Source organism: Phreatobacter cathodiphilus (assembly GCF_003008515.1).
Taxonomy (GTDB): Bacteria; Pseudomonadota; Alphaproteobacteria; order Rhizobiales; family Phreatobacteraceae; genus Phreatobacter; species Phreatobacter cathodiphilus.
This window is the reverse complement of the sequence record NZ_CP027668.1, coordinates 3,331,507-3,343,603: the sequence shown is the minus strand read 5'-3', so window position 1 is coordinate 3,343,603 and position 12,097 is coordinate 3,331,507. Positions and strand designations below refer to the sequence as shown.

The window sequence follows — 12,097 nt, the reverse complement described above, 5'->3', positions numbered from 1 at the left end:
GCGGACGGCACGGGCCGGCCGCCCCCGGACGGTCGCGAGGGGTCAGCCGCCGGCGCGCAGCCTGGCGCAGTCGACCACGGTGCGGGACGGCAGCCCGAGGGCCCGGAACTGCTCGGCGGTCATGCCGAGGGTCTGGGTGACGTTGTCGGCGCGCCCGACCATCTTGCTGGTCAGGTTGCCGTCGGAGCCCTCGACCACCTCGGTGATGAACACGGTGCCGGTGGCCTGGCGGTTCTCGTTGAGGGTGATGCGGCCGATCGGGCTGTCGAGCTGCAGCTTGTTCAGGGCTTCCTTGAACCGCGCCTGACCGTTGCCCAGGTCGCCGCCCACCGCCTCGAGACCGCGGATGGCCGCGAGGGTCGCGACGTAGTAGCCGAGGCCGAAGAGCGAGGGCGTCGGGAAGCGCTGGTTGGCCGGGAAGGCGTCCTGGTAGAGCTTCACATAGGACTGCCAGGCCGGATCGGGGTTGTCGATGGCGAAGGGCCCCGAGGTCGGCGTGCCCGTGAGCACCTCCTTGGCGCGGCCGCGCGCGGTCAGCACCGTCTGGTCGGCCATGATGGTGCCGCCGATGAGGCGCGTACGCTCGCCGGCCTGCTGGTACTGGTTGAGGAAGTTGATGGCGTCGGTGCCGCCGAGCCCGAGATAGATGGCGTCGATGTTGTCGGGGAGCTGCGCGATGATGGCGCCGAAGTCCGACTGGCCGAGGGGCTGCCAGAAGCGCTGGACGATGTCGCCGCCCGCCTTGCAGTAGTCGACGGCGAAGCCCATGAAATTGGTGTAGCCGAAGGAATAGTCCGCGGCGATGGTGACGACGCGGCGCCAGTTCTTCTGCTTCACCACATAGCTGCCGAGGCCGTAGCCCCACTGCGCGCCGTCGAGGTTGAAGCGGTAGAAGTTCGGGGCGGGATCGACCCAGGTGGTCTCCAGCGCGCCGGAAATGCCGTTGATCACGACGTTGCCGGGAATGGTCTTGGCGAAGTCGCGCATGGCGATGCCTTCGGAGCCGGACAGCGGGCCGATGATGATGTCGACCTTGTCCTGCTCGATGAGCTTGCGGGCCATGCGGACGGTGGTGTCCGGACGGGTGTCGGTGGGCGCCACCACGGTCTCGATGCGGCGGCCGGCGATGGTGTTGTTCACCTGCCGGAGCGCGAGTTCGACATTGCGCACGCCGTCGGCGCCGCCGGCGGCGAAGGCGCCCTCGAGCGCGACGAGAATGCCGATCCTGATGGTGCCGCCACTCTGGGCCATGGCGGCGCCGGGCAGCATGAAGGCAAAGGCCGATACGACGGCGAGAACTGCTTTTCGCATTGAACATCCTCCCTGTTCGACGGCTCGTCTCGTCTGCGGATCGGGCCGCAGCCGGCGAGGTCTGAAGCGCGAACTGACCTGCCACGCCTTCCGGCGAGGCTGCGGCGCGGACCGTTTCCGGCCCATACCCAAGCGTCTTCTTTTCGCGTCAGGAGTGTAGCCGGGCGGCGAAAGAACCCCCGCGCCTGCCATCAAGGGCGGCCCGTCATGGCTCCGGAACCGACCGGGACGTGGCGCCCCCCCTTTTCGTGGCCCCGGCTTTGGTCATGGCGGCGATGCATGGCCGCGCGGTCCACCGAACACCTTGAATTGCCGGCGGCTTCGCGGCATTCGGTCGGCCAGATCGAAACGAGCAGGACGGCAGATGCGCGACGGCCTCTATCGCCTCAGGTTCCAGTCGGCGCGCGGCTGGGGATCCGGGGTTCTCTACATGGCCGGCGGCAGGGTCTGGGGCGGCGACGGCGTCATCTTCTACACGGGGGCGATCGCCGAGGCCGACGGCATGGTCGAACTGGTGGTGACCACCGAGCGTCACACGGCCAATCCGGCGGTGCAGACCATTTTCGGCGCCGACAACGGGCGGCTCGTCCTGCGCGGCGCCGCCGGCGAGGGGACCCTGCGCCTCGACGGATCGCCCGACGACGCGCCGGGGCTCCTCATCATGACGGAGATGACCTGGCTCACCGACTAGGCGAGGGCCTCGCCCTGCCGAGGAGGTGCAGCGTCGCGATGACCGCCACCGCCGAGAGGGCCGTCGAGATGGCGAAGAGCCAGCCGTAACCGATCCAGTCGGCGATGCGCCCGGACAATAGCGAACCCGCCAGATAGACGACGAGCTGGGCGCAGGCGAGGATGGTGAAGTCCGTTCCGGGTTGTTCGGAGGACGAGACGGCCATGAACAGGCTGTAGAGCGCAACGATCTCCATGTAGCGGATCAGCGTCTGGAATCCGGCTGCTCCGAACAGCGCTTCCTTTCCCGTGACGACGCCGAAGGCGTGGAGGGCGAAGAGCAGGAAGCAGAGGGTGCGCATGCCGCCGAGCAGGCTGAGAACGAAGGAGAGCCCGCGGGTGCGGATGATCCAGGCTGCGATGGCCGATCCCGCAAGGCCGGCGGTCGCCGCGGAGAGGCCGGAGAGATAGCCGATCTGGTTGAGCGGCACGCCGGCATCGACGAGATAGGGGCCTTCCATGGCCTTCACGAAGCCCTCGCTCGCCCGGTAGACGAGGGCGATCCAGAGGATCTGCCTCGCCTCGGGACGGCGCAGGAAGGCCATGATCGAGGGCCGCGGAGCGGGTGCCGCGCCGGCGGGCCCGTCGTCCTCGCGCATCATGAAGGCGGCGACCAGCGGCAGGGTGGAGACGGCGGCGATGGTCAGCAGCATCCACGTCCAGCCGACGTGGTGGTAGAGCACGAGACCGAGCGTGCCGCCGACCACCACCCCGAGCGCCACAGAGCCGCCCTGGATGGCGTTTCCGACGGCGCGGTCCTCTTCCGGCAGGTATTTGGCCGCATAGCCGTCGGTGGCGATGTCCTGGGTCGACAGGAGGAGCGAGGCCACCATGCCGATGGCGAGCACGGCGCGGACGTCGCGCACGTCGACCCAGAGCAGGGCCAGGATGGACAGGATGATGCCGGACTGGGTGATGATGACCCAGCTCGCCCGGTGGGCGCGCGCGACGGGGCGGATGCGGTCCACCCACGGCGCCCAGAGGAACTTCAGCACCAGCGGCAGGAACAGGATCGAGACATAGCCGATGGCGGTGCGCGAGACGCCCTGCTCGCGCATGATCGGCGGAATGGCGGCGGCGAAGAGATAGGAGGGGATGGCCTGCGCCACGTAGAGACCGGCGAGGACGGCGAAGAGGCGCATGCGGCCGGGGCGCGGGGCGGCAGCGGCGGGAACGGCTGTCATGGCTGGCTTCCCAGATAGGTGGCGAGGCGGCGACGGGCCGAGGTCTCGTCGGCCTCGAGCGTGACGGGAAAGGTCCAGAGTTTGCCGAAGGTGTCGGCCATGGCCTGCGTCGCGCCCGGACGCACGATGGCGAGGCCGCGGCAGACCTCGTTCATGTGCCGGCGCGTCGCCTTGAACCAGAGCGCCTGCTCGCGTTCGCCCTCGCGGCCGAGGGCACCCGCGCCGCCGAACACGGTCAGCAGCGCGAAGGGGCGCGTGATGGCCCCGATGCGGTGCAGCGCGTCGAGATAGGCGCGCTCGTCGCCCTCGGCGACCGGCGTCACGAAGCGCAGCGTCACGATGCCGTCCGCGCCGTCCTCGAGACTGACCATGGCCCGCCCCCCTCAGAAGCTGCGGCGGAAGCCGGCGGTCACGGTGCGGCCCCAGGCATAGCTCGTGAGGTTGCGCACGGAGGTGGCGGTGGGATTTTCGTAGAGCGCGTCGAACAGGTTGTTGACCGACAGGAAAGCCTGGCCGCCCGCCACCGGCGCGGAGACCGAGGCGTTCATCGTGAAGCCGGCGCGGATCGGATAGATCGTCCCGGCGATGTTGATGGGCTCGTTGCGGCCGGAGAAACCGACGCCCTCGAGGCGCACGGCGACGCCGTTCTCGAAGCGGTAGGTGCCGTAGAGCGTGCCGCGGAACGGGTTGGCGATGCGGTTGTTGGGCAGCGCGCTGTCGAGGCGGCCGTCCTTGTTGGAATCGTAGCGGCCCTCGCGCCAGGTGAAGTTGCCGCCGAGGGTCAGCGCTTCGGTCACCGCCATCTCGCCGGTGACCTCGACGCCGTAGATCATCTCCTTCTGCTGGGAGAGCTGATTGGTGACGGAATCGAAAGTCACCCCGTTCTCGGAGGTGGAGATGAAGCCGGCAATGCTGCCGCGGAAGGCGCCGATGCGGCCGCGGATGCCGAGCTCGTAATTGTTCACGAGCTGGGCGCGCGGAGCGATGCTGGCATAGCTGATGGTCGTCCCCACCGGCAGGCAGTTCGGCCGCGAGACGGGGCACGCATAGGCGGTGCTCAGGCCGGCGCGGCGGGTGAAGGCGCCGACGTCCGGCAGGGCGAAGCCCTGGGAAAAGCCGCCGTAGATGTCGATCGTCTCGGTCAGCTTGAAAGTGGCGCCGAGATTGTAGGTCGGCGCCGAATAGCGGAACCGGCCGCCGGTGACGTTCAGCGCCGGCAGGATATAGGCCAGCGACGGGCTGACGCCGTAATAGACGTCCGGGCGGATGAAGTCGGAGACGGTGAGGTCGAACTGCTCGTAGCGGATTCCGCCGCGGATGGTCAGGCGGTCGGTGACCGGAACCTGCAGCAGGGCGAAGCCGGCGAGGCCGGTCTGGGCGAGCGGCGTGAACACCGCGCGGCCGTCGGTCAGTTCCTGGGAGGTGTTGTCGCGGCTGACGTCGGCGCCCCAGGTCAGCTTCGCGCCCTGGCGCAGCATGTCGAGCGGCGTGTCGACCGTGGCGTTCAGGCCGTAGCGGCGCGAGTGCAGGGTGGTCTGGTTGAAGGCGCTGGTCGGCGAGGAGGGGTTGCCGGAATAGTAGACCAGACTGTTGTAGGGGTATGAATAGTCCGAATAATTGAAGCGCTTGTTGGTGTCGTTGTAGAAGGCGAGCAGCGACAGGCTGCCCAGCACGAAGCCCGAATCCGTATAGCGTGCCTGGAACGAGGCCGTCTTCTCCGAGACGCTGCGGCCGCTGTAGAGCGAGTTGAAGTTCGGCTGCGCATAAGTGCCGGAATAGAGCGTGTTGTACTGCGGATTCTGCTCCAGCCCGATCATCATCCCCTGGACCTCGAAGCGCCGGCCGGGGGTGAAGGTGTAGCCGAGGCGGCCGAAGAGATTGCCGCTCCAGTAGCGATCGCCGCCGCCTTGGCCCAGCATGGCGTCCGAGGGCAGTTCCCGCCCGGCTCCGTCATAGGTGCGGCCGGCCATGCGGCCGGTGCCGATGATGGTGTAGTCGAAACCGTTCTGCCCGCCGCGGATGCTCACCGATGTCTCGGGCGCCAGGGAGGCGGGGGCGTTGGCGGTGAAGGCGCGCAGCGCGGTGGAGACCGTCACCTCGGGCTTTCCCTCCACCGGCCGCCGCGTGATGAAATTGACCGTGCCGCCGGTGGCGCCGGCGCCGTAGAGGCTCGATGCGCCGGAGGCGACCTCGATGCGCTCGACGGCGTTCATGTCGATCATCGACAGGAGGCGGCTGACGTCGCGCAGGGGCGTGTTCATCGGCACGCCGTCGATCATCACCAGGAGGTCGCGGCCGCGAAAGCTCTCTGAGGCGCCCGAAATCGTCTCGGTGGAGGCGGAATAGCCGGGGATCAGCTTGGACAGGGCGGCGGCCGGGCTCGGCGAGAACTGCAGCTGCTGCTCGATCTCGGCCCGCTCGACCACCCGCACGGTGGTGGGCACCTGTTCAATCGGACGTTCCGCGCGCGTCGCCGTGACGGTGATCTCGGACAGCGCGATCGGTTCCTGCTGCGCCGTCGCGGTCGGTATCCAGGCGAGCGTTCCGACGGCTGCGGCGGCGAGGCTACGGGGCGAGAGACGGAGGGGGCGGGGGACTCGCATGGGTCTGCACTCATTCTGGCGAAGAGTGCCGAAAATGCACCGCAATCGCGGAGCGTCAATGCAGTGAAACCGTGCGAAACATACTATTGAGCCGTTCCAGATCGACATATTCTGGAATCGTTCGAAGTATATCTTGTTTAGAGTCTCTCGAAACTAAAACGGCCATCTGTTGAAATATTGTTATCCAAACGGCTGTTCATTGGCATTTTTATTCCAACTTCGACATGTGTGTTCCAGTGAATTCTCACTGTTGCTGAAAGGCAACGCCGTTGGGAATCCTCCGCGCTTACCCTGTGAGGACGTGTGACGGACAGCCCCGGCACTTACCCCGTCGGGTGCGGAAGGAGGGGCTCCGATGCCGTAAGCCCGGCGTCGCGGGGGGGAACCCGGGAGGCTGGGGCCTTCGCCGCGCTCGCCGCGACGCTGGTGATCAGAAGGGGCAAGGAAGGCTGGCGCACCCGGCACGATTCGAACGTGCGACCTTTGCCTTCGGAGGGCGATGGTAATAAGTTCCTGCCGGATGCCTGAAAGTGCCTGATTCAGCATAACCCATTGATAATGCGATGATTGGCGTTCCTTGCGACTTCTCGACATTCCCATTAGTTTCTCCGGCGTGGCTATTCGGTGGCTATTCAGCCGGATCACCACGGCAGAAAAAGGTAAGGTCATGCCGACGGCGAAGCTGAACAAGAGGACCGTCGATGCCATCCGGCCGGACGGTGCCAGGACCATATGGTTCGACACTGACCTCAAAGGGTTCGGTCTCAAGGTTGAGCCCTCTGGCGTGATGACTTGGCTCGTTGAGTACCGGGTCGGAATGGGCGGACGCGGCGCCGCAAAGCGAAGGCTCACACTCGGGAAGCTTGGAGCGCTTACACCAGACGAGGCCCGCCAACTCGCCAAGGATGCTTTGGCTCAGGTCCATGCAGGCGCCGACCCCGTTGCCGTCAAGGCAGAGCGGCGCGCCGCGCTCTCAATGGCTGATCTCTGCACGGCCTACCTAGCAGAAGCAGAGAAGGGAAACATAATCACTCGACGCGGGTCGGTGAAGAAGGCTTCGACCCTCGTCTCGGACCGGGGCCGGATCGTTCGTCACATCCTCCCGCTACTCGGGTCCAAGCCCGTTCGCGACGTGACCCGTTCGGACATTGAGCGATTTTTGCGAGACGTTGCCAACGGCAAGACCGCTACTAATGTAAAAACGGGAAAGCGGGGCCGCGCGATCGTCACCGGCGGCAAAGGCACCGCCACGCGGACCGTCCGGCTGCTTGGTGGGCTCTTCGCCTATGCAATCCAGCAGAAACTGCGGCAGGACAATCCCACCCACGGGGTTCGCAAGTTCGCCGACCAGCAGGGCGAGCGCTTCTTGTCCTCGGAAGAACTGGCCCGGTTGGGCGAAGCTCTCCGGCAAGCGACCGATGCCGGAGTGCCATGGAACGTGAAGCTGGACCGGCCGGGAGCGAAACACCTCCCCAAGGATGATGCCAGTCGGCGCAGCGTCATTAGCCCCCATGCGGCCGCGGCCATACGCCTACTGATCCTCACAGGTTGCCGTCTCGGCGAGGTGCTGAAGCTCCGCTGGTCAGAAGTTGATCTCGAGCGCGGGCTGCTCATGCTCCCGGACTCCAAAACGGGCCGTAAGGTTGTTGTTCTTGGCGCGCCAGCAGTGGAGGTGCTGTCCGCCATTCCAAGGATTGAAGGCTGTCCCTTTGTCATTGCGGGCGAGCAGCCCTTGAAGCCGAGGGCCGATCTGAAGCGGCCATGGTCGATGGTGCGTCGCGCAGCCGGACTCGATGGTGTCCGCCTGCATGACCTGCGGCATACATTTGCAAGCCACGGCGCAGCTGCGGGTATGGGACTCACGGTCGTTGGACGGCTTCTGGGCCATGCCGATGTGAAAACCACAAATCGGTACAGTCACCTTGACGCAGACCCGCTCCGGAGGGCGGCAAATGCGGTGGGCTCATCGTTGAGTGCTGCGATGGAGAGGCGGCCGGACACAGTTCTCAACAAGGCTGGTGGATGAGGCCGAACTGCAAACCGAAACCCAATCCGGATCACCCGCTGACTCAATGGTGTTTGAGGTGGTCAGCAATAACTTGGCTTAGAATGCCGATGGTCAATTCTGAAGCGCTTCTCCGCGCCCTTCCCGTGTCGGCCTTGGAACCAAACGTTGTAGCTCGCCTTTCCGGATGGGGCAGTGAGAATGATGAATGCGCGCCGAAAGGCGCCATCACTCTGCTCGAACCACCTTGCGGCCAGCGAGAGCCCTATCTCGACCCGGTCGAAGCCATCGAGGTGCTGCGAAAGCATGTCATCCCTCAACTGAACATCGGAGAAGCGCTCGGGGAATTGAGGGCCATCGTTTCAGCCGATCGATGCGTCTACTACCTTGATCATTTCTCGCCGGCCTCGCCGGGCTGCATCCGGATGAGCGATTTCGTGGCTTCACCATGGAGTGCGAGGTACCTGACCAGTGACACGGTAGGTTTTCTCCTGGCAGCGGCTGCTGAAGCGACCAAAACACCAATGTTTGAGGGTCCGGACAATGCAGGCAGCCCTTGGTCACTCGAGACCTTGCCAGACCCACCACCTCGGAAAGCCATGATGGAGTTCCTGCCGGGCGCTGCAGGCGGTCCGTGGTATTTCGACCTTGAATGGGATTGGTGGAAGGACGACTGGCGACAGGGGTTCAACCCGTTTGCCCAGTGGCGGGATGCAATCCGACCCGAAGCGGAGAAGCTTCAAAATGCGCTCGGCATGCCCGTCTATCGGTTCTCCGATCCCGGCTCCGAAGGCGGCGACGATGACGTCCATCGCTTCCTAGTCCTGCATTGGTGCTGCACGTACAGGCCCCGGTCGACCTATGTCCAGTATCTGCGAAGGTCCAGCGGGGCCCGGAGTGTCGAGGAGCTCAAGACCGCCCTTATCGATCCGGCAACCTATGCGCATGACTTCGAAATGAACAACACGTTCTTTGGGCTGGACGCCACCGGCGCGCTATCCATTCGATATCGGTGTCTCTGACCAGGAAATCGGCGAAGCTCCAGCATCGGGGCCCCATTGTCCTGCTCTTGCAGACTTCAGGAGAAGTCGACCTAGGCCGGGCTTCAACCCGCCCGAGGTTGTGCACACGGTAGCCGAGTGCTGTCAGTTGATAGGGTTGTGAAAGTCTGCTCCATTTCCGCCAAATGCGCCCATCGTCCGCTGAGACGATGGCGAGGCATCCGAGGGGGAAGCGTGAGCGAGCAGTTCTTCGAACGGCCGATACTGAGCTCGCCTTACGAGTATCCAGGCCGCCATTGGGAACTCGACGATGGCCAGCCGAGCCATTGTTGAGTACTTAGACAGGGCTGGCGACCCAGATATTTTGCGGCGAATTGAAGACAGCGATTAGGAATATTCGGCAGGCGAATTGCCTCACGCTTTCATCAGACAGGAAGATCTACAATGGCACTTGCGGTCGAGGAAGATATCCAGACGTCTGGCGCAACTTGGACAGTAGACCCGCGAGGACCCGGCTATATGCCGCTCTGTGGCGCTGCGATGTGGATTGCCACCAAGGGGTTGCTAGTCGAGGTCGACCCTTACGATGAGGCGGCAATCACAGCTGCTCTTGAGGAATTGGCAGACCAGATTTCATCCGGAGATATCAGGGTCGTGGGCTACCGTGATGGGAAGCCGGACCTGGTTCCGGCTCACCTGTTTTCCTGCCCGATTGCCTATCTGCCGAGCGCGGTCGGCGAGGAGCGAGCAGCGAGCGAACAGATGGTTCTGCGCTCCTGGGCCTACGACGATGATGCAATCTGGGCAGATGGCTTCGACGACAGCCTCGCCGACCGTTCACAGACTTACTGGGGTCTTCTGCGGGTTAATCGCGCGGACATTTTGAAGCTATGGCCTTTCGATGACATACGCCGAACTGAGGCCTTCGCCCTAACCCGGACTGGAGCGCCAGGGCGGCCGTCAGGGATGCATCTCGTTCTCGCGGAACACCAACGTCGGATGGCTTCAGGGGAAGCCCTTCGTGGACTCTCTGATGAGGCCAGTTGCCTCGCCGATTGGCTCGCTCGCACCTATCCGATGGTCCCCCAGCCAAGCACCAAGACGATCGCAAACAAGATTGGCCCTGCGCACCGCAAATACGAAAAGCCCCGAAAATAAAATATCGGGGCAATATCAGGCGTCTTTTTCGGGGCCGCTGTTCACCTCATTCCTTCCCCGTCCAAGCCGGGCGACCGGCAGGCAGATGGAGATGCGAATGGATACCCTCCGCAACACAGCGGTTCAGCCACGCTATTTGCGGCGTTCGGATGCCGCGGCCTATGTTCGTGCAACTTACGGCTTCCCCTGCTCGCGGCAGTGGCTCGCGAAGCTGGCTGTGGTCGGTGGCGGACCCGTCTTTCATAAGGCAGGACGTGTGCCGCTCTACGCTCCGGTCGATCTCGACTCGTGGGCCATGGTTCGAATTGGCCGCCCCCGTCTCTCCACCTCCGACATGTCTGGGGAGGGCTGAGCCATGGCTTCATACGCCAGCACGCTCATCCGTCCGACTCCGACTAGGCGACCCACTTTCGCGGTTGCGCGATCGCTGCCCACTCGCCTGAGGTCCTGATCATGGGAGCTCGACGCATCAATCCCAATCCCATCAGCCAGTATCGCAGCTACACGCGCGATGAACTCTGCTCGAAGCTGGACGTTAGCTACGGTACGATTCTGAACTGGGAGAAGGCTGGCCTGCCCGCCCTCGGCGGTTCGCCGCGGCTCTACCACGGGGCCGCTGTGGTCGCGTTCCTGAAGCAGCGCAACTCGTCCAAAAAGCGCAGATGCCCGGATGGAATGCTCTACTGCATTCCATGCCGTGATTTTCGCGAGCCCGCTGGCGCAATGGTGGAATTTCATCACCGGCCGCCAAAGCCAGGCTACCTCGAAGCGCTCTGTCCAGTCTGCAGTCGCATCATGCGCCGGCTCGCCCGGCGTGATCGCCTGCCTCTCATCATGCCAAACGTCGACATCCAATCTGGTGCTTCGCAATGACACAGCAGAGCGTCTCTCACTGCAGGATCAGTTTGTCGGATTCGGGACGCCCAAAGCCGAGGCTCGACAATGAGCAGCTGAAGCGGCAGTTTTTCGAATACATGGCTGAGGCTTTAGGCCGTGATCCCGCCACCGTTGACCGCGCCGCACAGGCGCTTGCACGCTTCGAGTGGCATACCGGCGGGGCCTCTTTCACGGCCTTCGACAAGGATCAGGCGATCAGCTTCAAGGCTGCGCTTTTGGCCGAGACAAATCAGCGAACCGGTGCACCGCTGGCGAAAAGCACGGTGCTGGCGACCCTGCATCCCGTGCGGGAGTTCTTCAGCTGGTTACCCGGCCTTCCCAGTTTTCGGTCGAAGATTGATCGGTCTGCAGCCGCCTATCTTACGCCTTCAAACAAAGACGTGACCCGGTCGCGATCGAGGCGAGAAAGAGCGGTGCCGTCGGTTGAGCAGATGGCCTTGGTTTTGGACACCATGCCTGCCACGACGCCGATCCAGCGCCGCGACCGAGCCGTCGTTGCCTTGGCGATCGCGACAGCCGCTCGTGCCGATGCGATCGCGACGCTGCGGATCAAGCATGTCGACCTTGCCAAAAACTGCATCATTCAAAGCAGCGACCAGGTTCGCACCAAATTTGGCAAAACCATCATCAGTTACCTCGTTGCGATCGTTCCCTCGGCGGGCGCCATTGTGCATGGCTGGTGCCGGGAGCTGATCCGCGACCACGGGTGGGGTCCGGACGATCCCTTGTTTCCCGCGCTTACCAACCGTTACGGCGACGATGGACTCTTCCAGCACGATGGCTTTGAGCGCCGCTGCTGGGCGACGAGCCAGTCAGTCCGGATCATCTTCGCACGTGCGTGCAAATCAGCTGGTCTGCCCTATTACAACCCGCATACGATGAGGGCGATGCAGGTCCGGTGGTTGCACAGCCTCAACCCGACCGAAGAAGAGCTGAAAGCCCTATCACAGAACCTGGGGCACGAAGACGTCGCGGTGACCCGGGTTCACTATGGGCGCTTGGAGCGCGATCACCAAGCCAAGTTGCTCACAACAATATGCATGCCGCGAGCCAAAAATGATCCTACGATTGCTCGTGACGCTCTCAAGGCGCTGGAAGCACTAAGCGATGTCTTTCGTAAACAGTTGAAATGACGATGGCCATGGACGCTGCGAATAATCACTGGTGAGAACTCTGCAGGGGGCCCTTTCGGGTAGAGATGTCGACCTG

10 protein-coding genes are annotated in these 12,097 nt (G+C 64.0%); 6 read left to right on the top strand and 4 right to left on the bottom strand.

The genetic code is table 11. From position 1 onward, the window contains the following. Nucleotides 1–42 precede the first annotated feature (42 nt). A complete protein-coding gene (locus tag C6569_RS16035; RefSeq protein WP_106749783.1) occupies nucleotides 43–1,311 on the bottom strand; it encodes an ABC transporter substrate-binding protein in 1,269 nt (422 codons plus the stop codon). A gap of 364 nt (nucleotides 1,312–1,675) precedes the next feature. Here C6569_RS16035 and C6569_RS16030 point away from each other — a divergent pair, with 364 nt between their 5' ends. After that, nucleotides 1,676–2,002, top strand: coding sequence for a GrlR family regulatory protein (locus C6569_RS16030; protein ID WP_106749782.1), 327 nt, complete (start codon nucleotides 1,676–1,678; stop codon nucleotides 2,000–2,002). Here the strand turns inward: C6569_RS16030 and C6569_RS16025 are convergent. From C6569_RS16025 to C6569_RS16015, 3 genes are read right to left on the bottom strand one after another with little or no spacing between them, the layout of a single operon-like run. Then, the gene (locus C6569_RS16025) at nucleotides 1,992–3,224 is read right to left on the bottom strand and encodes an MFS transporter (RefSeq protein ID WP_106749781.1); all 1,233 of its coding nucleotides are present in this window, start codon (nucleotides 3,222–3,224) and stop codon (nucleotides 1,992–1,994) included. The two genes, C6569_RS16030 and C6569_RS16025, sit on opposite strands and share 11 nt — an antisense overlap. Continuing rightward, nucleotides 3,221–3,595 carry a hypothetical protein gene (locus C6569_RS16020; RefSeq protein WP_106749780.1) on the bottom strand — a complete coding sequence of 125 codons (375 nt, stop codon included), beginning with the start codon at nucleotides 3,593–3,595 and terminating at the stop codon, nucleotides 3,221–3,223. Before C6569_RS16020 ends, C6569_RS16025 begins: the two co-directional genes overlap by 4 nt. Before the next feature lie 12 nt (nucleotides 3,596–3,607). Beyond that, a complete protein-coding gene (locus tag C6569_RS16015) occupies nucleotides 3,608–5,827 on the bottom strand; it encodes a TonB-dependent receptor (RefSeq protein WP_106749779.1) in 2,220 nt (739 codons plus the stop codon). 577 nt (nucleotides 5,828–6,404) lie between these two features. Here C6569_RS16015 and C6569_RS16010 point away from each other — a divergent pair. From C6569_RS16010 to C6569_RS15995, 5 genes are all read left to right on the top strand, one after another. Further along, the gene (locus tag C6569_RS16010; RefSeq protein ID WP_245898126.1) at nucleotides 6,405–7,853 is read left to right on the top strand and encodes a tyrosine-type recombinase/integrase; all 1,449 of its coding nucleotides are present in this window, start codon (nucleotides 6,405–6,407) and stop codon (nucleotides 7,851–7,853) included. An 83-nt stretch (nucleotides 7,854–7,936) separates the two neighbouring features. Then, nucleotides 7,937–8,854, top strand: a complete 918-nt coding sequence (locus C6569_RS21785) for a hypothetical protein (protein WP_146144827.1) — start codon at nucleotides 7,937–7,939, stop codon at nucleotides 8,852–8,854. A 423-nt stretch (nucleotides 8,855–9,277) separates the two neighbouring features. Beyond that, nucleotides 9,278–9,991, top strand: coding sequence for a hypothetical protein (locus tag C6569_RS21780; protein WP_146144826.1), 714 nt, complete (start codon nucleotides 9,278–9,280; stop codon nucleotides 9,989–9,991). 453 nt (nucleotides 9,992–10,444) lie between these two features. Continuing rightward, nucleotides 10,445–10,864 (top strand): helix-turn-helix domain-containing protein, encoded by a 420-nt coding sequence (locus tag C6569_RS21775; protein ID WP_146144825.1) that lies wholly within the window; start codon nucleotides 10,445–10,447, stop codon nucleotides 10,862–10,864. Further along, a complete protein-coding gene (locus tag C6569_RS15995; RefSeq protein ID WP_106749775.1) occupies nucleotides 10,861–12,021 on the top strand; it encodes a site-specific integrase in 1,161 nt (386 codons plus the stop codon). The genes C6569_RS21775 and C6569_RS15995 overlap by 4 nt, the downstream gene beginning before the upstream one ends. Nucleotides 12,022–12,097: the final 76 nt, after the last annotated feature.

Coding starts and splice junctions, on each gene's coding strand:
- C6569_RS16035 (WP_106749783.1), bottom strand. CDS start 1,311: ATGCGAAAAGCAGTTCTCGCCGTCGTATCGGCCTTTGCCTTCATGCTG.
- C6569_RS16030 (WP_106749782.1), top strand. CDS start 1,676: ATGCGCGACGGCCTCTATCGCCTCAGGTTCCAGTCGGCGCGCGGCTGG.
- C6569_RS16025 (WP_106749781.1), bottom strand. CDS start 3,224: ATGACAGCCGTTCCCGCCGCTGCCGCCCCGCGCCCCGGCCGCATGCGC.
- C6569_RS16020 (WP_106749780.1), bottom strand. CDS start 3,595: ATGGTCAGTCTCGAGGACGGCGCGGACGGCATCGTGACGCTGCGCTTC.
- C6569_RS16015 (WP_106749779.1), bottom strand. CDS start 5,827: ATGCGAGTCCCCCGCCCCCTCCGTCTCTCGCCCCGTAGCCTCGCCGCC.
- C6569_RS21785 (WP_146144827.1), top strand. CDS start 7,937: ATGCCGATGGTCAATTCTGAAGCGCTTCTCCGCGCCCTTCCCGTGTCG.
- C6569_RS21780 (WP_146144826.1), top strand. CDS start 9,278: ATGGCACTTGCGGTCGAGGAAGATATCCAGACGTCTGGCGCAACTTGG.
- C6569_RS21775 (WP_146144825.1), top strand. CDS start 10,445: ATGGGAGCTCGACGCATCAATCCCAATCCCATCAGCCAGTATCGCAGC.
- C6569_RS15995 (WP_106749775.1), top strand. CDS start 10,861: ATGACACAGCAGAGCGTCTCTCACTGCAGGATCAGTTTGTCGGATTCG.